Consider the following 19910-nt stretch of genomic DNA (forward strand, 5'->3'; position numbering starts at 1 on the left):
TTCGACGCCCACCTGCCTGCCCCGCTCGGGGAGCCGCTCGGCGATCGCCGCGCTGACCACCCGGGTGCCCGGCCCGAGTTCCACGATGGTCGGTGCGCCGGAGCGGGGCACGACCGCCGCCAGTCGATGGGCCAGGCGCTGGGAACTGGGTGCGATGGCACCGATGAGCGCCGGCCGGCGGGCAGCCGAAGCGACGAAGGCCATCAGGTCTTGCGTGGTAGTGGTCATGTCTCGAATCTGCCGATTCGTTCCCCGCGGCACCTCGGCGGTCAGGCCGGGTTCCGCGGCCACTGGGAGGGGCCGCCTCCTGCTTCGGCAGGAGGCGGGACCCCTACGGGTTGTCCTACGGTGCAGGCATGGCAGCACTTCGCACGATCGCCGGGATCCCCCTGGTCCCGGCCAGACTGTTCCCCCTGGTCTTCGCCGGTGCCGTCGTCCTGTTCGCCGCGCCGCCGGGCGTCGCGCCCGCCGCCGCCGACTGGGCTCTCGCGCTGACGGCGGCGCTGGTGTCCGTGGCGGGCGGCACGTGGCCGTGGGCTGTCGTGGCGGTTCAGTCGGTCCTGCTGGTGGTGGCCGCCGGGGTGGCCCCGCTGATCGGCCGGGACGTCGTCGAGGTACTTGCCGCGTTGGCGCTGATGGAGTTGCTCATGCGGCGCGACGGCAGGCGACGCGCGATCGGTGTGGTGCCGGTCGCCGCGGCCACCGTCATCAGCGTCGTACGAGCGGGTGGTGGCGACCTCGCGCGGATGCTGATCTGGAACCTCGCGCTGGTGGGCGCGGCGACGATGCTGGGCGTCTACCTGTGGTCGCTGCGCCTGTGGATGCGGCGCTACCACGAACAGCTTCAGGAGATCGAACGGCTTCACGAGGCCGGGACGATCGCCGCTCGGGCGACCGAGCGCACCGCCATCGCCCGGGAGCTGCACGACCTCGTCGCCCACCACGTCGCGTCGATCGTGCTGCGGGTCGGCGTCGCCCGGCATGTCGCCGTGGACGGCGATTCCCGGTTCGCCGAGGTGCTCGCCGACGTGCACGAGACGGGGAGCGCCGCGCTGGCCGACCTCCGCGAGCTGGTGGGGGTTCTGCGTGATCCGTCCACTGTGCACGGTGATCCCCACGAGCCGCTGCTGGACCCGGCCGACCTCCCCCTCGCGCTGGCGGCCGTGGTGACCCGCGTCGAACAGGCCGGATTGGCGGTCGACGCGGAGATCGACCCCGCGGTCGCGGACCTCGACGCCGTCCGCAGGCTGGCGGTCCTGCGGATCACCCAGGAAGGGCTGACGAACGCGCTCAAGCACGCCAGGGACCGGACGGGCGCCACCCTGCGGGTCCGGCTGGCCGAGAACGGCGCGGTCGACATCGAGGTACGCGACGACGGTGCCGCCCAGCCCGTGCCGCGGCCGGACAGCGGTGGTCACGGGCTGGTGGGCCTGCGTGAACGGGTGGAGTTGACCGGTGGCCGGTTCCTGGCAGGCCCCGATGCGGCAGGATGGCGGGTGCACGCCCGGCTTCCCGCGCCGGCGGAGCGCGAAGGAGACCGCCGGTGATCCGGGTGCTTCTCGTCGACGATCAGCAGCTCGTGCGCGCGGGGTTGCGAATGCTGTGTGAATCGGCCGAGGACATCGAGGTGGCCGCGGAGGCCGAAAACGGCGGGCAGGCCGTCCGGCTGGCGAAGGCGCACACCCCGGACGTGATCCTGATGGACCTGCGGATGCCGGGACTGGACGGGATCGGCGCGACCGGACGCATCCTGCGCGAGCACCCGACGTCCCGCGTGGTCGTGCTCACCACGTTCGACGACGACGACCACCTCTATCCCGCGTTGCAGGCGGGCGCCTGCGGCTTCCTGGCCAAGGACGCCGCGCCCGCCGACCTGCTCGACGCGATTCGCCGAGCCGCCGCCGGAGACAGCCCGTTCAGCCCGGCTGTCCTGCGACGGCTCGTCCAGCGCGCCACCCAGCACCGGCCCGGTGCGGCGAGCTCGACCCCGCTCGCCATCACCGAACGGGAGAAGGAAGTCCTCGTGCTGCTGGGGGCCGGACTGTCCAATTCGGAGATCGCCGGGCGGCTGTATCTGGGCGTGACCACGGTGAAAAGTCACGTCGCCGGTCTGATGGGCAAGACCGGCCGGACCAACCGCGTCCAGCTGGCCGTGCTCGCCGCCCAGCACAACCTCATCCCCGACGGCGACCCACCGGGCGAGAACCGCTGATCCGTCACGGTGAGTCGTCGCTTGGTGATCAGGTGGTGCGGTGGTGTTCGTAATGGAGCAGAACCCGGCGCTTGCTCATCGATGGCCGCCGTCGCCTATCGTCGCACTGCCGTAATCGGGTGAAGCGGCCGCAACCGCGGCATCACCGGTCTTCGGGTGGACGATTCGATGCGGGCGGGGACTCGGAATCGTTCTTGGGCAGCGGCTGGATCCGGCCCTCGATCGCCTGCCCCCACGTTGACGTCCTGACCTGGCGCGTCAAGTTCTTGCTCTGCCGCACCGTTCTTCTGGCCATCTCCGATTCCCGGATTCGCCGCGCCGCGAATTGAGCTTGCTGGATCGCGTTTTGGGCAGGATCAGCCTGCCAGAGCTGCTGCGCCGCTGATTTGGACTGTTCGAAGGCGCGCCGGTTGAATTCTTTCGCCTGCTGGAGTTGCGCTACCCGGCTTCGTGGAATCACTGCTGTCCGGGTGCGCCGATCGTGCCAGCAGGTACGTCCTTGATCGGACGCTCTGAGGGAAAGGCATTCGATCAACGACAACACCAGCAGTGTGACGCCCAGAAGGGCCAGCAGCGGACTCAGCTCCAGTGCGGCGCCGAACAGTGTGACCCAGGCCAGGCCGGGCAGGATCACGACGACGGTGGCCCGGCTGAAAGCCTGACCGAGGCGCAGGCGAGGTTTTCCTTGCGGCACAGTGGTGACGACGGTCAGCGCGCAGACTGCCTTTCCCGGTGTGCGGCCGAACCAGATGTGGAACACCATGTCGTAGAGCGCGACGAACAGAACCTGTGCCGCCATGGTGCCGACCGCCAGCAGGACAACGGTTCCCCAGTAGTCGGCCAATGCCGCACCGGCCGTCTCACCGAGCGCTCCCCAGCGCCCGAACAACAAGGAGAGGAATCCCGCGTCGGCCACCTTGTAGGTCTGTTCGGCCGCCTCGGATTCAAGTTCGTTCGCGGTGAGGAACCACAGTGGTGAACTGATCAGCCAGGGGAGCACCCAGTCGATCATCCGGGCCAGCCACCGCAGTCCGTTCGATACCTGGGGAACCCGCGGGGCGGGTATTCCGGTGAACGCCGGTGGCGGACCATAGTGTCCTTGATACCCGTATACCGGACCATGTCCATACTGAGGCCGGAATGCCATGACATCGGATCCCCTCGGTACCCGTGAGCGAGCCACCGGACGGGTGACCACGCTGAAGAATGAGTGACCGGTAGTGTTCACCCGTGGACCCGGCGTTGTCATCGTATTACGATTCAGATCAAAACTCGCAGGTCCGCGCCCCCGCGCGGAAGAGGGAGGCAAGTGGCCGTATTGCGAATATTCTTCACCGATCAGGATCTGGCTCGAGTGCGAGTCGCGGCCGCGCCGGACCCGCTCTGGGAGATCACCAACAGCCTGGACCGGTTGCAGACGTCCGAAGGACGATGGGCGTTCGCCCCTTGGTACCAGGAGACTCGCGCGGTGCTCGACGGCAGCGATCTCAAGCGTACCGTCCGGAATTTGCTGATTCCCCTGTTGCCGAGGGCCGCCTACTTTCCTGACTTTCTCACGCCGTCCGAAGGCAGGGAAGGGCTCGACGCCGGACTCGACGCGATCTTGCGCACCCCGCGAAGCCGAGTCATCGGCGAGATCCGCAAACTTGCCCACCTGCATCGCGCACCGGAGTGGGGGCCCCGTGTTGCCGACGGCGACCTGCGCGCCGAGATCGCGGCCGCGCTTCGTGACTACCACCAGCAGATCATCGCTCCCCAGGAGGACTCCATCCAGGCCGCGGTCGATGGAGACCGGGCGCAACGGGCCCGAGCGGTGCTCGATGGCGGTATCCACCGGTTACTCGACAGTTTCCGGCCGGGAATGCGGTGGTGCCCGCCGGTGCTGGAAATGGACTATCCGGTGCGGCGGGACGTACATCTCGGCGGCGCCGGCCTGACACTTGTCCCGTCCTACTTCTGCTGGAAGTACCCCGTCGCGCTCGCCGACCCCGACCTCCCGCCGGTGCTGATCTACCCGCTCGTCCGCACTGTTCCCGCCGGGGACAGGAGGATCGAAGACCTCCCGGCCACGGCGCTGATCGGCACCACCCGGTCGGCCGTGCTCCGTGCGACAGCGCACGGGATGACCACCGGCGAGATCGCCCGGCAGGCCGGTGTCGGCGCGGCGACCGCCAGCCATCACCTGAACGTGCTGCGGGACAGCAACCTGATCACCAGTCATCGCCGCGCCAATACGGTCCTGCACGTTCTCACTCCGCTAGGCGCGGCGCTCCTGCGAGGCAAGCGATGAACCGACGCCGCCGACGGTACTGATTTTCAGCACAGACTTGGGATTCTCACCCTGCGCGACGACGCGCTGGCGAGCAACAGGTGGGTCTTCGCGCACAAGAGGTGACACTCCGAAAGCGCCTCGAAATCGACGGCGCGATCGCGATGAGTTCGGCGGCCCTCGCCGGTAGGTACTCAGGTCGAGCCACCCGGCCGGCGAGGACAACCGGACGAGGAGTCCCCATGGGCGAAGTCATCGTCATCGAGTTCGTCACGCTGGACGGCGTGGTCGAGGACCCGGACGGCTCCGGCGCGACGCCCGGCGGCGGCTGGGCGTTCCGGCACGGCCCGGAGGCGGTGGCCGGTGACAAGTTCCAGCTCGGCTCGCTGCTCGACACCGGCGTCATGCTGCTCGGCCGCACGACCTGGGAGCTGTTCGGCAAGATCTGGCCGGGCCGGACCGACGAGTTCTCGGCGAAGATGAACACCATCCCCAAGCTCGTCGCCTCCCGCTCGCTGAGCAGCACCGACGGCTGGAAGAACTCGTCACTGATCGAGGACGACCTGGTCACGGCCGTGCGGCGGCGCAAAGCCACCCAGGACATCATCGTCACCGGCAGCATCGGCGTCGTCCACACCCTCGCCGGGCACGGCCTCGTCGACGAGTACCGCCTCATGGTGTTCCCGACGGTGCTCGGCAAGGGACAGCGCCTCTTCAGCGAGGACACCCCACCGGCGGACCTGCGGCTCGGCTCCGTCGAGCAGAAGGGGAACGCCGCACTCTTGCGCTATCGGAAAGCCGAGTGACCGGCTGTTCAGGAGCCGAAGAAGCCGAGCAGTTCGGCGGTGACGAACCGGGGGTTCTCTTCGGCAAGCCAGTGTCCGGCTCGGGGCACCTCGACCGCGCGGACGATGGCGCCGACGCGGGGCGCGACGGTCGCCCTGGTGAAGTCGAGCAGGCCGGCGGCGGTCATCAGCAAGCACGGTGTGGTGATCGAGGGCGCTGCCGTGTTGGCGGCGACGTCCCGGTCGAGGGTGCGATACAACTCGAACCCGCCGTGCAGGACCTCGGGACGGCGGTAGGTGCGGGTGTACTCGTCGATCTCGGCGTCGGTGAACGGCGAGGCGGCGCCGGTCCCGCCGAAGGCCGTGCCGCCGAACGCGACCTGGGGGTAGAACAGGGAGAGGTACTCGCGCACGTGGTCGCCGACGAGGGCTTCGGGAATCCGTTCCTGGGCATGGAACGCGATGTGCCAGCTCAGGCCGCGATACCGCGGGCCGTCGAGCGCCGGGCCCGGCAGCGGCAGATCGAGATAGGCGAGTTTGGTGATGTCCCGCGGGAATTGGACGGCGTACTGGAACGCCACTGCCGCGCCGAGGTCGTGCCCGGCGACACGGGCGTCGTGCAGGCCGAGCCGCCCGGCGACGAGCTGGTGCACGTAACGGGCCAGGGTGGCTTTGTCGTAGGAGGGCGGAGACCCGGCGCTGTCGCCGAGGCCGGGCAGGTCGAGTGCGTACACGGTGTAGTGCCCGGCCAGTGCGGGCATGACGCCGCGCCACTCGAACCAGGTCTGCGGCCAGCCGTGCAGCAGGATCAGGGGCGGGCCGGACCCGCCGGTGACGTAGTGCAGGCGCACCCCGTCGACGTCGGCGAACTCGTGCCGGAAGGTGCGGTTGAACTCGGGGTCGGTGCGCGTGGCGGCGTCGAAATCGGAAGCCGCGTGCGTGCCGTTGACGCTTGCCGCCGACGGTTCGGTGGCGGTCCCGCACGCGGTGCTCAGGAACAGGACGGCCGCGACGGCCGCGGCCCACACGCGACGCGCCGGGCGGGCGGTGTGTGTCGGATTGTGCATGGTGCGCCCACTTTGCTGATCGGGGTGGGGAACGACGGGATCAGCGCCCGGTGGCGCCGTCGATGAGTTCACGCAGGATGTCGGCGTGCCCGGCGTGCCTGCCGGTCTCTTCGATCAAGTGGGTCATGGTCCAGCGCCAGGACGGTGCCGGGCCGCGTCCTCCCGGCCGCGGGCCGGTGTCGGCCAGATCGGAGCACGCCGTGAGCACCGCGTTCACCTGGGCGTTGCTCTCCCGGTAGGCGCCAAGGAGTTGCTCGGCGCTCTCGTCGGGTGTCGCGTGGAACGTGGCTTTCCAGTCGCCGACCGGGTGCTCGAGAAGCCAGTAGCGCTCGACGTGGGTGAGGTGCTTGACCAGGCCGAGCAGGTTCGTCCCCGAGGCGACGCCCGCGGTTCGGAGGTGTGGTTCCGCAACGCCGTGCGCAGTGGCGAGCACCGAGTCACGCAGGTAGTCGAGAAAGCCCAGCAGCACGGCTTTCTCCCCGGGGCCGGTCCGGGGTGGGCCGGTGTCACGGCGGCCGGTAGAGAGTCTTGGCATGGTCTGTCCTTTCGGGTCAGGAGGTGCCAGTGTTCCAGGCTGGCGTGCGTCGAGGACAGCTCCACCTTCGCCCAGTGCCCCCGTCGATCGCACGCGAACTTGCCACCTCGGCAAGATGGGGGCATGACCGATGACATCGAGACAGTGCTGGACGCGGTCGGGCCGCGACTGCGTGCACTGCGCAGGCAACGCGGCGTCACCCTCGCCGAACTCGCGGCGAAGACCGGCATCTCGGAAAGCACCTTGTCCCGGCTGGAGAGCGGGCAGCGGCGGGCCACTTTGGAACTACTGCTTCCGCTGGCCCGCGTCCACGACGTCCCGATCGACGACATGGTCGGCGCGCCGCGCACCGGCGACCTGCGAATACACCTGCACCCGATCCACCGTCACGGCATGACCTTCATTCCGCTCAGCCGCAGGCCGGGCGGGGTTCAGGCGTACAAGATGCTCATCCCGGGCCGGACGGAACCCGCGGACGTCACTCCCCAGACCCACAGCGGGCACGAGTGGCTCTATGTCCTCAATGGACAGCTGCGGCTGGTGGTCGGCGAGCAGGACATCACCCTGCCCCCGGGTGAGGCCTCGGAATTCGACACCTCGCTCCCCCATTGGCTGGGATCGGCCGACGGGCGCGCGGTGGAACTGCTCATCCTGTTCGGCCGCCAAGGCGAGCGTGTCCACGTCCGGCCGCGCACCTGACAAGGCGTCCGGAAACTGATGTCATGTCGTCCAGTTTGGCGCCTGGGGCCGCGTGACAGACGGGGACTGTCACACGGTCTGTTCTGGTGAAGGGGACTTTTGCGAGGTTGAGTCGAGAGAAGGTCCCCTTCGGTCGCTACCCCAGGTTTGCCGTGTGCCCTGATGGGAGCCTTCACGGCGTTTAACGCCGTCATGGTGGCCTTCAGGGGCACACATGAAACGGTCGTGGCAGTATGAAACGGGCGAATGGGTGGACGTTTCGTCCTTTGTGGAGGGTAAGCGGCTTCGAAGGCCAGGCGCCCGAGGCTTCGAGCGGCTGCCGCGACAGTTCTCAGACACGTTCTGAGGGAGAAGGGGCTCGTTCGCGAAACGCTCAGGGCGAGCGGGTTTCCGGCGGCCGCCCCGGCTTCGTCGAACCGGCCAGGCGCGGCGATTCGGGGACGTGGCGCAGGCCCATCACGAGCAGCACCGGCAACGCGCCCAAGCCGGATTACCTTGTCCTGAGGGACAGGCGTCGAGGACACGACTTCCGTCACCCGGCGGCTAGATCACTCCGTTGCGCAGCGCGAAAGCGACCGCGTGCGCGCGGCTGTTGAGCCCATAGCGAGTCATCAGGCCATAGAGGACGTTCTTCACCGTGCCCGCCGAGTACGTCAACTTCACCGCGATCTCTTCTGTTCCATAGCCCTCGGCCAGCAACCGCAGCACGTCGCGCTCCCGTTCGGTCGGACCGGCCAGCGTGAGCCCGTTGGGCTCCAGCACATCCCGCCGCATCCGGTCCAGCTGGCTCAGCAGACTGCCCTGGAACAGCGGCGGCAGATTCGCCTCGCCCTTGCTGACGGCGAGAACCGTCCGCACCAGGTCGGCACTGTCGGTCTTGCCCACCTGCAACAGCGCGGCCATGCCGCACTCGATCGCCGTCATCAGCACATCGGGGCGAACCTGACCGGTGACGATCACGCACCGCGGCGGCGACTCACGCCGCGACCGGGCACGAACCTCGCGCAAGAACGCGAAAACCTGGGCGTTGACCGACTCCTCGACCACCACGATCACCTCGGCCAGCTCAAGGTCACCGTCGGCGAGCACCTTCACCCGCTCGTCCGCGCGCAGCATGCTCGCCGCGCCCAGTTCGGTCATCAGATCCGAAGCGTGCACGGCGACGGCCACGACCGCGGTCACGGGAGCGCCTGCCCGCGGACCCGGCCGGGCGCGGGGGGATTCGTCATCAGGAGCGGCGTGCTCCGTGGGATCCGCCCACCGGGCGGGACCGCCGACGCCGACTGACATGACCATCTCTCCCTCGCTTGTGCCGCCACCGCGGACCTACCTCGAATATCTACTGGCGAGCGACACCGCCGCATCGGTGAAAACTACGTAGCTCGGTACGTGACACCCCGGCACAAGCCCGGCCGACGCGCGACGGCACGACCATCCGCATCGCGCATATCGGCACGTCAGGACGCCTGCGCGACTGGTCTGACCAGTTGGCGATGGAGTCCCGCTAACGTAGGTGGTATGCGATCACCGACCTACTCCCCCGGCACGCTCGTCGGCAGGCAGGAGGAGGTCCGGTCCGTCGACGAGCTGATCCGCGGCGCGCGCGAGAGCCGGGGTGGCGCCTTGGTCCTGCGCGGCGAAGCGGGCATCGGCAAGAGCGCACTGCTGGACCACGCCCAATCGACGGCCTCGGGCTTCCAGGTGATCCACGCGTCCGGGTCGGAATTCGAATCGGAACTGCCGTTCGCCACGCTGCACCAGCTGTGCCAGCCCTTGTGCGCGCCCTCGCTCGGCCATCTCGCCGAACTCCCCGCCCAACACCAGGAAGTCCTCCGGGTCGCGTTCGGTATGACCACCGGCCCACCCGACGTCCACCGCGTCGGCCTGGCGACCCTGGAACTGCTGGCGTCGGCGACCAGGGAACGCCCGGTACTATGTGTGATCGACGACGCCCAATGGCTGGACTCGGCATCGGCGAAAGCGCTGACCTTCGTCGCCCGGCGCGTCGGAGCCGAACCTGTCGCCATGGTGCTCGCGGTCCGGCTGCCCTGCCCGGCCAGCGAACTGGACGAACTCCCGAGTCTGGACGTCGGCAGGCTCAGCGACGGCGACGCACGGGCGCTGCTGGGCGGCAAAAGCCAACTGACACTCGACGAGCAAGTCCGCGACCGGATCCTGGCCGAGGCACGCGGAAACCCCCTGGCGCTGCTGCAACTACCCAGGGCCGACGGGTTCGCCCTGCCGGACACGTCCTCGGTGCCGACCCGGATCGAGCGGAGTTTCCAGGCGAGGCTGGCCGGCCTGCCCGCCGAGGCACGGCTGCTACTGACCATCGCGAGCGCCGACCCGACCGGCGACCCCGGCCTGCTCTGGCCCGCCGCGCAACGCATGGACATCGACGTGGCAGCCGCCAGCGCGGCCGTGGCCGCCACCGGCCTCGTCGAGTTCGCCACCCGCGTCCGCTTTTGCCACCCACTGGCCCGCTCGGCCGCCTACCTCGCCGCCGACGACGACCAACGCCGCGCCGTCCACCGAGTACTCGCGGGAGTCACCGACGCCAGCGTCGACCCGGACCGCCGCATCTGGCACCGCGCCCGAGCCAGCACCGGCCCCGACGAAGACGTCGCCGCCGAACTGGAACGCTCCGCCTCCCGCGCCCAAGCACGAGGCGGCGTGGTAGCCGCCGCGGCCTTCATCGAACGCGCCGCCGAACTGTCGCTCGACCCGGGCAAACGAATCGAACGGACACTCACCGCAGCGCGGGCCAAGTTCGACGCGGGCGCCCCCGACACAGCGGCGGAACTGCTCACCACCGTCGAAAACGCGGGCCTGGACGAACACCAGCACGCGGACATCGACCTGCTGCGAGGCCGGATCGCCTTCGTCCGGCACAACGACAGCGACGGCCCGCAGTTCATGATCCGAGCCGGGCAACGACTGTCGGCACTGGATCCGCGGCGATCCCGCGAATGCTTCCTCGACGCCCTCGAGATGAGCCTGGTCGTCGGCAGACCCAGCGGCGTGATGGACCTCGTCCTCGCCGCCGCACAATCCTCCGCGACGGCGTCGCGCCCCCCGACGTCCTCGACGCACTGACCCTGCTGACCACGAAAGGACACCGCGCCGCGGGTCCCTTGCTGCGTAAGGTTCTCAACGGCACGGACAGTCCGATGTGGATTCACCGGCCCGCGCTCGCCGTGGTGGTCGCGGCGGATCTGTGGGACCCGCACGCCCACGCGGCGATCATCGAGTGGCTGGTGAAGGCCGGTCGCGAGTCGGCTTCGCCGCTCGTGCTGCGCCTCGCCCTCGCCCAGGTGGCGTCGGGCGCCGCGCTGATCGGCGACGTCGGGCAGGCGATCGCGGCGATCGCCGAGGAGGAGGCGCTCGCCGACGCGACCGGCGGCCCGCCGGTCTATTACCACCGGCTGCAGCTGGTCGCGATCCGCGGCCGCCGCCAGGAGGCGCTGGACCTGATCGAGACGGCCACGACGGCGGCGACAACGCACGGCACCGGGCAACTGGTCGCCAATGCCCACTGGGCGGCGGCCGTGCTGAACAACGGCCTTGCCGATTACCCGGCCGCACTGATCGCGGCCCGCCAAGGCACCGCGTACGACGATCTGTTCCTCAGCGGATTCTGCCTGCCCGAACTCGTGGAGGCGGCTGTCCGCTGCGGCGAGTACGACGAAGCCGCCACCGCGCTGGAGGCGCTGACCGAACGCACCGAAGCCAGCGGAACCGCCACGGGCCTGGGAATCGCGGCCTACGCGCGAGGGCTGGTGACCGGAGTCGAGGACCATTACCGGGAAGCCCTCGAACACCTCGAAGAAAGCCCGCTGCTCCCGTCTCGGGCCAGGGCGCATCTGCTGTACGGGGAATGGCTGCGCCGCGAAGGCCGCCGGAAAGACTGCCGCGTGCACCTGCGCACCGCCCACGAACTGCTCTCCGGCGCCGGACTCGAGGCGTTCGCCCGGCGAGCCGCCGACGAACTGCGTGCCACCGGCGAAAAAGCCCGCAACCAGTCCACTCACACCTACAACCAGCTCACCATGCAGGAGGTCCACATCGCCCGGCTGGTCGCCACCGGCGCGACCTCCAACGAAGTCGCCGCCCGGCTGTTCATCAGCCCCCGCACCGTCGAAGCCCACCTGCGCAACATCTTCCGCAAACTCGGCATCACCTCTCGACGACAGCTCAGAGACCAGCCCGACCTCAGCCCGGGGCAGACATCGTGAATCCGCGCTCGAATCCCACCGCTCGACGCCGCTTTCATCCGGGCCTTCAAGAAGCGCTACGGCCGGACGCCCGCCGAGTACGCCCGCGCCACCGGACCGGGCGAAAACTGAACCGGCCGGGATGATCACCGCCGTCCTCGATCGCCTGCGCGCCGGACGGCACCTCGAGCATGAGTCCGGTTAGGACGGACGTCAAGACCCGCCATGGACGCGGTCAGTGCTCGCCCGCCAGGTGCCGGGCAAGGCCTCGATCGACGGGCTGGGGCCTCGCCGGTCACTGGCCATCCGGGGCCACTCACCGGCAGCGACCGGCCTTGCGAGAACGGGCTCCGCGATGCGGTGCCCGCCATCGCTGATTCCGTCCAGCCGGGCGACCAGGCGCGACACGGGTGGTCCGGCGGGTCCGGAAACGGGCGGCTGAAGAGACATTGTGTCCTTCCGCCCGGAGAGCCATGGCGAACCGGTTTCGGTGGCCTCGTCCTCGGCCATCTCAACAGGCTCAACAGGCCCAACAGGTCCGACGGGCTCAACGGGCTCGGCGCCGGACGGCACCGCCGCGGGCATCAGGGTGGTCACCAGCCGGGTCGGGTAGTCGAGCCGGTCGACCACGCTCGCCGCGATGCCCCGCATCCGTTCGGCGTTCGCCGGATCAGCCGCTTCGTAGAGCACCAGGTTGTGCACCGGGTCGAGCGGGAGCGTCCGGGCGGTGGCCTCGGCGGCGATCTCCTCCGGCGACCGGACCCACAGCCCGGCCTCGACGATCTCGATCACCACGTCCGGCGAGTACTGGTAGACGCCGGGCGCCACCTGGCGCAGGTCCGCGATCGGCGACTGGCCGGCGCACAACCGCGGCTGAACCCCCCGCGGCCGGTAGGCGAACCCCCGCGCGAAGGTGTTCCAGCCGTGAGAACCGTCCGAGCGCAGGGTGAACACGTCCGGTGCCTCCGGCGAGCCGACCGGAAATCCGGTGTAGCAGCGCACTTCCTCGCCGAGCAGGTCCGCCAGCGCCTGCCCGAGCGTGGTGCCCTCAGGCACCACCACGCCGCCCAGCTCGACGAACCAGGCCTTGGCCCGCACGTCGGGGGGCAACGTCCGCCAGAACACCGCGATCTCGGTCAGTTCGAGGCCGGGAACGTCCTGGCTGCCCAGCACGATCGTCAGCGCCTCGGGATGGCAGGGCAGGGACCTGATCAGCCTGACGCGCCCGCGGGCGAACAAGTCGTCGGCACCGTCCGGCCGGATCCACATCCCGGCGGGCAGCGGCTCCGCCACCGCGCCCGCTCCGGACGGCCGGACCTCCGCGACGGCGGGCGAATCCCAAACAGGGCGCGGAAAACGCTTCGCCGCCCACTCCGGCTCCCGGCCCGGCCGGTACCATCCCCAGCCGGTGTGCTCCCCGGAGTGCACGAACAGCGAGCCCGCGGCCCCCTGATGCGTGAGTCCGTACGGCGCCAGGACAGCCCGGCCGAGCCGCTCGGCGAGCCATTGCCCGGCCCGCGGGCCGAGCCGACGTGGGTGGCGGCCGGGCACCAGACGCACGGGACCCCGCCCCTGAGGCAGGGCTGCCGCGAACGACTCCCACACCTCGACCGGGGACTCGGACGGCAGATCCACCACCACCACCAGGTGACCGGGATCGGCGGGCAGCGACGCGGCCAGCGCGCGGGCCTCGGCCGTGCCGCCGTCCCTGGCGTGCACCAAGACCGCCTCGCCGACTACGGTCGCGACATGACCAGCCCCGGCACGCGCGAACCTGCGGAGTCTGGTCGACAAAGACATCGGATTCCCCTTCGGTCGAACTCTGTGCCCCGCCAGCGACAGTAGGTCCTGACGGCGGCCGAACCGTTGGCCAGAAGGCGGAACGGGACTTCTGTCCACCAGGACTGACCAAAGGTCCTCACCACCGAAATTCCTCGGCGGTTCAGGCAACCTGGCGGTCTCGAAGACGTCGTCGCCCGGAAAGCGATGCCGGGGTGCGGCAAGAAAGTGGCGGCAGCAGCGATTGCTGGGGGTAAAAGTATCGCCGCTGCCGCCGATAAGCCGGACCCGTGGCGTCCGGGGCGCTGCCCAGACGCTTCGAGACCGGCGAGCAGGCATCCCCCACGCCGATCCCGCACCCCAGCCACCGCTGAGTCTGCACCGGAGATCGCTCCGAACGGTACGGATTACCCGCCGGTCTGCCCGATCGTCCAGACGCGGTTGTCCGCTCACCCATCCGGCGTCAGGTCATGACGCGCCAGGAGCCACGTAGAGCACGTGCGGGCCGAGGGCATCAGCGGCCCGTTCGCACCCTCCACTCAGGACACTTCGCGAGGCCTGGTCAGGGAACGGACCTCCTCAAGACGAACGGAACCAAGCGCTAGATCGCTCCGCTGCGCAGGGCGAACGCGACCGCGTGCGCGCGGGAGTTGAGTCCACACCGCGACATGAGCCCGTGGAGCACGTTCTTCACGGTGCCTCCCGAGTACGCGAGCATGGTCGCGATCTCTTCGGTGTCGTGTCCGTCGGCCAGTAGCCGAAGCACGTCACGCTCCCGTACGGACATGCCGGACAGGGTGAGGCCGACAGGTTCCAGCATGTGCCGTTGCAGGCTGTCGAGCTGGGTCAGCAGATTGCCCTGCAACTCCGGCGGCAGGTACGCGGCGCCTTGGCCGACCGCGAGAATCGTCTGCACCAGTTCCTCACCGGTGGTGCTGGACTGTCGCAACAGCGCTGCCATGCCGCATTCGATCGCCGTCAGCAGGACTTCGGGCCGGAAATGATCGGTGACGATCACGCACCGTACCTGCGACTCGAGACGTGACGCGGCGCGAGCTTCGCGCAGGAAGGCGAAAACCCCCTCGCCGATCGATTCCTCGACCACGACGATCACTTCTGCGGCCGCGACGTCGGTGTCGGTGACCACCTTCAGTCTCTTGTCGGCGCCGAGGATGCTCGCCGCGCCAAGCCCGGTCATCGGATCCGTCGCGTGCAAAGCGACTGCGGTCTGGGACACCACTACCCCCTCTTCAACTGGTATCCAGTCTCAAGGAGCTACTCGCGGTGCCGTGAGCGGCGAAACCGACACCGGACGATACTTTCCGGCCAACAACCCGGATACTCCGCTCCGAAAAGCCGGACGCGGTGACGAAGATCACTTAGGACAACCGGCGTCAGGTCTGGCCGGACGCTGACCTGCGGGCGTGGCCGTGACCGATCCTACGGGTTTCCCGGTCTTGGGCAGACGATCATAGGTGGTAATTTTCAGTTATGCACAGGGTTGTCATGTTGGCGCTCGATGGCGTCGTCCTGCTGGAGTTCGGTGCCGCCGCTCAGTTCTTCGGACGAATGCACCGGGATCCCGAGCCGATGCGGTACGAGTTCCTGGTGGCCTCGGCCGACGGGGAAAACGTGAACTCGATGGCAGGCGTCCCCATCGGGGTCGCCGGTGGCCTGGAACTACTGCGGACCGCGAACACCATCATCGTCCCCGGCTACAACTTGATCTTCGATTCGTTGCCCGCCGAAGTGGTCACCGGCCTGCAGGACGCGATGGCCGCCGGAACGCGCGTGGTGTCCATCTGCACGGGCGCGTTCGCACTGGGGCACGCTGGTCTGCTCGACGGCAAGCAGGTAACCACGCACTGGGCCCAGACCGATCGGCTCGGCGAATTCTTCCCCGGGGCCACGGTGCTGCCGAACGTGCTGTACGTCCGTGACGGGCTGCTGTATTCCTCCGGTGGGGTCGCCGCCGGGATCGACCTGTGCCTCAGCATCGTGCGGGAAGACTTCGGTGCCACCTTCGCGAACCGGTGCGCGCGCCTGGCCGTCGTCTCTCCGCACAGGTCGGGCGACCAGGCCCAGTTCGTCGTCCACGACCTGCCCCGCGCCACCGGGATCGACATGGCGGAGCTGCTGGCCTGGCTCGACGAACAGCTCGGCAGGCCGCTCGCGGTGGCGGACATGGCCCAGCACATCGGCTACAGCCAGCGTTCGTTCGGCCGTCATTTCCGGGACCAGGTCGGGACCTCGCCGTGGCAGTGGTTGACCCGGCGGCGCGTGGAACGCGCACGGCTGCTGCTGGAGACCTCGGACCTGCCGATCAGCCAGATCGCCCAGCGGTGCGGCTTCGAGTCGGTCGTGTCTTTCCGCCGCCGGTTCCGGGAGCTCATCCACGTGTCCCCCTCGGACTACCGCCGGACGTTCCGAGGCGACCTGAAGCCACAACCGGCATAGCTGTGACCAGCGGAAAGCCTCCGTGGACTGGGTCCGACATCGAGCGTCCCTAACCAGGCGTGCTGAGTCCTGGCCCGGGATTTTCCGGCGAGATCAGGTAGGCGAGCGCCAGCTCGGCCGTTTCGGTCGCCCACATGCTCCAGGTCAGGTCGTCGGGCCAGAATCGGCAAGTGGCGGCGCGGTGCACGCAGGAGCCGATGATGGTTCGAGCGGCCATCCGGATGGCCGCCGCGCGGTCCGGCCGGTGGATCTCCCCGAGCCAGGGGTGGGCGGCTTCGACGAAGGCGTGCTGGATCGCGCCCAGCGCTTGGAGGCCACGTTCGCGCCCGTCGGCGCGCTGGCCGTCGAGCAGCTCGGGGAAGATCCGGTCGTGGTGGGCGAAGGTGCGCGCCAGAGCCTGGGTGAACGCGCCGACGATCCCGCTCAGTCCGGGCGGCGGCGAGCGCAGAGCTTCACTGACACTGGTTTCCAGCTGTCCGAGCAACTGGTCCTTCACCGCGTGCAGCAGCTGGTCCTTGCCCGCGAACCGGCGATAGATCGCACCCACCGACATTCCAGCCTGCTCGGCGACCGCCGCGACGGTGAACTCCTCAATGCCCCGGCCGGCCAGCACGTGCTCGGTGGCGGCCAGCACTTTCTGCAGGGACTCCCGGCTGCGAGCCTGCTGTGGCGGATGGAAGCCCTGCTCGACGGATCGCTGACTCACCGGCCGCACGTTACCTCCCCTCGGCGGGCGCCCGGACCCCGCCCAGATGCGAATGATAACTTGCGTTCGCATCTGGTGGGCAGTTCGCGAGGAGGGTGACAGCATGGTGAGCATCGAGGTACGACGCGCCTACGTCGATTTCCCGATCTTCGACGCCAAGACCCGATCGCTCAAGAAACAAGTGCTCGGCAAGGTCGGCGGCAAGATCGGCACCGGCGGAGCGGTCCCGATCATCGAGGCCCTGCAGGACATCACCCTGTCACTGGGCGACGGCGATCGAGTCGGCCTGGTCGGGCACAACGGCGCCGGCAAGTCCACCCTCCTGCGGTTGCTGTCCGGCATCTACGAGCCGACACGAGGCAGCGCACGGGTCGTCGGCAGGATCGCGCCGGTGTTCGACCTCGGCGTGGGCTTGGACCCCGAAGTCTCCGGCCACGAGAACATCATGATCCGGGGCCTGTTCCTCGGCATGACCCGCAAGCAGATGGAGAAGCGGGTCGACGACATCGCGGAGTTCACCGAGCTCGGCGACTATCTGCGCCTGCCTTTGCGCACCTACTCCGCCGGTATGCGAGTCCGGCTCGCCCTCGGCGTGGTGACCACCATCGACCCCGAAGTCCTCATCCTCGACGAGGGCCTTGGCGCGATCGACTCCGCGTTCCTCGCCAAGGCACGCCAGCGGCTGGTCGACCTCGCCCGCCGCTCCGGCGTGCTGGTGTTCGCCTCGCACGCCGACGACCTGCTGCGGGAACTGTGCACCACCGCCCTCTGGATGGACGAGGGCCGGATCCGCGAGCACGGCCCACTGGGCGAGGTCCTCGCGGCCTACAAAGGCCGGAACCCGCACGACAGCACATCTGAGCACCGGGGCGGTACGGATCAAAGCGCTTGCCGGTAGCCGAGGAAGATCCGCGGGCACGCTCGCGGATCACCAGTCCGGCCGATGTCCTCTGTGGACGGTCAGCGGAATTCGTTGGCCGAAAGACGTACGCCGACGCACACTGAGGGGGATGACTGACGAGACGAATACCGGTGACGACCGCTGGTGCTACGCGCCGGCCAAGACGTTGCGGGGAGCCCTGCAACGCGGCAGCGCCTGGCATCAGGTCGTGCCGGGGCTGGTGCTGGACTGCGTGCGCCGGGACTACCGGTGGGACCGGCAGGTCGACGAGCGGACGGTCTATCTCGTCAGGCTGGCCCGAGGTTTCGCTCGCGGTGGCGCCAAAGCCCGCACTCCTACGAACGGGCAGGCTATGTGGAAGCGTTACTGACACTGGATCCTGAGGCTACGCGGCAGCTGTTGGCCGCACGGCAGGTTCGGCTCACCGGCGAGGTCCGCCAGCGGCTCCGCCTGCTGCGGGGTTCACCCCTCGAGACCAACGACGTGCGGGAGGCGGCGGTCATTCGCCTCACCTCGGGGTAGCGCGATCACCACACCGGTCAGCCGCTGTCCTTAGAGGACAGTAGTCCTCTTCCCGTCAATTGTCCGAGAGGACAAGCCGGGCGCCCATCTCGCCGATCATGATGCAGGGCGCGTTGGTGTTGCCGCCGGTGATCGACGGCATGATCGACGCGTCGCAGACCCGAAGTCCCTCGACCCCGCGAACCTTGAGGTCGGGGCCGACGACCGCGAGCTCGTCGACACCCATCCGGCAGGTGCCGACCCCGTGGTAAACCGACGTCGCGCGATTGAGGATCGCATCGCGCAGCTCTTGGCCCCGCAGCGTCCTGCCCGGGTGGATCTCCTCCTCGACAGCGCCTTTGAAGGCCGCTGAGGCCAGGATCTCGCGCACCATCTCCGAACCCTCGCCGAGCACCTCGAGGTCGGCCGGATCGGCGAGGTACTGGAAGTCGATGAGCGGCGCCGCCGCCGGGTCCGCCGAGGCGAGCCGCAGCGTGCCGCGGCTGCGCGGGTAAATCAGCGTCGTCAGCACGGTCAGCGCGGTGCGCTTGTCGACGTCGTGCCGGATCGGCGCGTCCTGGTTGGGCGACACGTACGCCCACGGCAGGACCTGCAGCTGGAGGTCGGGGATCGCACCGGCCTGTGAGGTGTTGAGGAACGCGATCGCCTCGAAGACCGTGTTCGCCAGGAAAGTGGTGCCGGGCCGGGCCATTTCCTTGACGAGGCCGCGCGCGAAGTACGGCGCCGTGCCCTTGTGCCTGCTCGAAGACACGTGGAACGTCAGCGCGTGGAACATGTGGTCGTGCAGATTGTCGCCGACCGGCAAGTCCGCGAGCACGTCGATGCCGTGCTCCTTGAGGTGCTCGGCATGGCCGACACCGGACAGCATCAGCAGCTGCGCGGATCCGACGAACCCGGCCGAGAGAATGACCTCCTTGCCGGCGCGGAGGGTGCGCCGGGTGCCGTCGGCGTCGACGACCTCGACGCCGGCCGCACGGCCGTTCTCGATGAGAATCTTCTTCGCCAGCACCCCGGTCTGCAGCTCCAGCGTCGGAGGCGCGAGATGGTGGAGGTAACCACGCGAGGCGCTGTAGCGCAAGCCGTCCGCGGCGTTCTGCTGCATCCGGCTGACACCCTCTTGCGACTCGGCGTTGTAGTCGTCGAGGATCTTGCAGCCGATCGTGTCGGCGGTGGCTTGCAGGAACTGCAGTGACCCGTCTTCCGGGCTGGTGTTGCGGGTGACCCGGATCGGTCCGCCCGCGCCCCGGAAGGCGTTCTCCCCGTCTTCGAAGTCCTCCAGCCGCTTGTACGCGGCGTTCACGCTGTCGGCGTCCCAGCCCGCGTTGCCCTCGGCGGCCCAGGAGTCGAAGTTGGCGCGGTTGCCGCGGACGTAGACCATGCCGTTGATGGAACTGGAGCCGCCGACCACCTTGCCGCGCGGTACCGGCATCCTGCGGTCGAGCAGATGCTTCTGCGGCACCGAGTAGTAGCCCCAGTCGAAGAGTTTCTTGAGCTGAGGCGCCGCGTGCATGGGGCCGACCAGCCCCGGCTTCTTGACCAGCAGCTTCTCGTCGGACTTACCGGCCTCGAGCACGATCACGCTCGCGCCCGACTGCGCCAGCCTGCCCGCGATCGCGGCTCCCGAGCTGCCCGAACCGACGACCAGGTAGTCGGCCTCGTCGCCACGCGACACCTTCTTCGCCATTTCCGCTCCTCGGCCAGCCGCTCCGAAACTATAACCTGTTCTACTTCTGTCCGACCGTATAGCAACCCCCTCCGGCCCGC

19 protein-coding genes and 1 pseudogene are annotated in these 19910 nt (G+C 68.9%); 11 read left to right on the plus strand and 9 right to left on the minus strand.

Translation table 11 applies throughout. The annotated features are described in order from the left end of the window. Positions 1-228, minus strand: a pseudogene (locus tag QMK34_RS36745) (SAM-dependent methyltransferase); the annotation flags it as partial. A 128-nt stretch (positions 229-356) separates the two neighbouring features. Between QMK34_RS36745 and QMK34_RS36750 the strand changes: the two are divergent. Continuing rightward, positions 357-1547 carry a sensor histidine kinase gene (locus tag QMK34_RS36750; RefSeq protein WP_326419349.1) on the plus strand — a complete coding sequence of 397 codons (1191 nt, stop codon included), beginning with the start codon at positions 357-359 and terminating at the stop codon, positions 1545-1547. Next, on the plus strand, positions 1544-2212 hold the full coding sequence (locus tag QMK34_RS36755) for a response regulator transcription factor (protein WP_326419350.1): 669 nt from the start codon (positions 1544-1546) through the stop codon (positions 2210-2212). Before QMK34_RS36750 ends, QMK34_RS36755 begins: the two co-directional genes overlap by 4 nt. Positions 2213-2354: 142 nt before the next feature. Here QMK34_RS36755 and QMK34_RS36760 read toward each other — a convergent pair whose 3' ends face one another. After that, positions 2355-3461, minus strand: coding sequence for an RDD family protein (locus tag QMK34_RS36760; protein WP_326419351.1), 1107 nt, complete (start codon positions 3459-3461; stop codon positions 2355-2357). A 105-nt stretch (positions 3462-3566) separates the two neighbouring features. On the opposite strand from QMK34_RS36760, the gene QMK34_RS36765 reads away from it, so the two are divergent. Both QMK34_RS36765 and QMK34_RS36770 read left to right on the plus strand, forming a co-directional pair. After that, positions 3567-4502 carry an ArsR/SmtB family transcription factor gene (locus QMK34_RS36765; RefSeq protein WP_326419352.1) on the plus strand — a complete coding sequence of 312 codons (936 nt, stop codon included), beginning with the start codon at positions 3567-3569 and terminating at the stop codon, positions 4500-4502. 221 nt (positions 4503-4723) lie between these two features. Then, positions 4724-5287, plus strand: a complete 564-nt coding sequence (locus QMK34_RS36770) for a dihydrofolate reductase family protein (RefSeq protein ID WP_326419353.1) — start codon at positions 4724-4726, stop codon at positions 5285-5287. 8 nt (positions 5288-5295) lie between these two features. On the opposite strand, the gene QMK34_RS36775 is transcribed toward QMK34_RS36770, so the two are convergent. Beyond that, on the minus strand, positions 5296-6333 hold the full coding sequence (locus QMK34_RS36775) for an alpha/beta fold hydrolase (RefSeq protein ID WP_326419354.1): 1038 nt from the start codon (positions 6331-6333) through the stop codon (positions 5296-5298). 40 nt (positions 6334-6373) lie between these two features. Further along, positions 6374-6868, minus strand: a complete 495-nt coding sequence (locus QMK34_RS36780) for a DinB family protein (protein ID WP_326419355.1) — start codon at positions 6866-6868, stop codon at positions 6374-6376. Between the two features lie 123 nt (positions 6869-6991). Here QMK34_RS36780 and QMK34_RS36785 point away from each other — a divergent pair, with 123 nt between their 5' ends. Next, complete coding sequence (locus QMK34_RS36785) at positions 6992-7567, plus strand: helix-turn-helix domain-containing protein (protein ID WP_326419356.1); 576 nt, start codon at positions 6992-6994, stop codon at positions 7565-7567. Positions 7568-8110: 543 nt separating this feature from the next. Here QMK34_RS36785 and QMK34_RS36790 read toward each other — a convergent pair. Then, positions 8111-8707, minus strand: a complete 597-nt coding sequence (locus QMK34_RS36790; protein ID WP_326419377.1) for a helix-turn-helix transcriptional regulator — start codon at positions 8705-8707, stop codon at positions 8111-8113. A 378-nt stretch (positions 8708-9085) separates the two neighbouring features. Between QMK34_RS36790 and QMK34_RS36795 the strand changes: the two genes are divergently transcribed. Further along, the gene (locus QMK34_RS36795) at positions 9086-10663 is read left to right on the plus strand and encodes an ATP-binding protein (RefSeq protein ID WP_326419357.1); all 1578 of its coding nucleotides are present in this window, start codon (positions 9086-9088) and stop codon (positions 10661-10663) included. 74 nt (positions 10664-10737) lie between these two features. Further along, complete coding sequence (locus QMK34_RS36800; protein ID WP_326419358.1) at positions 10738-11802, plus strand: helix-turn-helix transcriptional regulator; 1065 nt, start codon at positions 10738-10740, stop codon at positions 11800-11802. A gap of 192 nt (positions 11803-11994) precedes the next feature. Here QMK34_RS36800 and QMK34_RS36805 read toward each other — a convergent pair whose 3' ends face one another. Both QMK34_RS36805 and QMK34_RS36810 read right to left on the minus strand, forming a co-directional pair. Further along, positions 11995-13581: a hypothetical protein gene (locus tag QMK34_RS36805; RefSeq protein ID WP_326419359.1), complete on the minus strand. Its 1587-nt coding sequence runs from the start codon at positions 13579-13581 to the stop codon at positions 11995-11997. 580 nt (positions 13582-14161) lie between these two features. Continuing rightward, entirely contained in the window at positions 14162-14797 is a 636-nt protein-coding gene (locus tag QMK34_RS36810) for a helix-turn-helix transcriptional regulator (RefSeq protein ID WP_326419360.1), read from the minus strand. 269 nt (positions 14798-15066) lie between these two features. Between QMK34_RS36810 and QMK34_RS36815 the strand changes: the two genes are divergently transcribed. Next, entirely contained in the window at positions 15067-16017 is a 951-nt protein-coding gene (locus QMK34_RS36815) for a GlxA family transcriptional regulator (RefSeq protein WP_326419362.1), read from the plus strand. 49 nt (positions 16018-16066) lie between these two features. Here QMK34_RS36815 and QMK34_RS36820 read toward each other — a convergent pair whose 3' ends face one another. Beyond that, a complete protein-coding gene (locus tag QMK34_RS36820) occupies positions 16067-16723 on the minus strand; it encodes a TetR/AcrR family transcriptional regulator (RefSeq protein ID WP_326419363.1) in 657 nt (218 codons plus the stop codon). A gap of 103 nt (positions 16724-16826) precedes the next feature. Between QMK34_RS36820 and wzt the strand changes: the two genes are divergently transcribed. From wzt to QMK34_RS36835, 3 genes are all read left to right on the plus strand, one after another. Beyond that, the gene (wzt, locus tag QMK34_RS36825; RefSeq protein WP_326419364.1) at positions 16827-17621 is read left to right on the plus strand and encodes a galactan export ABC transporter ATP-binding subunit Wzt/RfbE; all 795 of its coding nucleotides are present in this window, start codon (positions 16827-16829) and stop codon (positions 17619-17621) included. 112 nt (positions 17622-17733) lie between these two features. Beyond that, positions 17734-17994 carry a hypothetical protein gene (locus QMK34_RS36830; protein ID WP_326419365.1) on the plus strand — a complete coding sequence of 87 codons (261 nt, stop codon included), beginning with the start codon at positions 17734-17736 and terminating at the stop codon, positions 17992-17994. 29 nt (positions 17995-18023) lie between these two features. Continuing rightward, positions 18024-18146 (plus strand): hypothetical protein, encoded by a 123-nt coding sequence (locus QMK34_RS36835; RefSeq protein ID WP_326419366.1) that lies wholly within the window; start codon positions 18024-18026, stop codon positions 18144-18146. Positions 18147-18201: 55 nt separating this feature from the next. On the opposite strand, the gene QMK34_RS36840 is transcribed toward QMK34_RS36835, so the two are convergent. Then, positions 18202-19830, minus strand: a complete 1629-nt coding sequence (locus QMK34_RS36840; protein WP_326419368.1) for a GMC family oxidoreductase — start codon at positions 19828-19830, stop codon at positions 18202-18204. Positions 19831-19910: the final 80 nt, after the last annotated feature.

The sequence above is a fragment of the Amycolatopsis sp. H20-H5 genome, assembly GCF_035828755.1.
In the GTDB taxonomy this organism is placed as follows: Bacteria; Actinomycetota; Actinomycetes; order Mycobacteriales; family Pseudonocardiaceae; genus Amycolatopsis.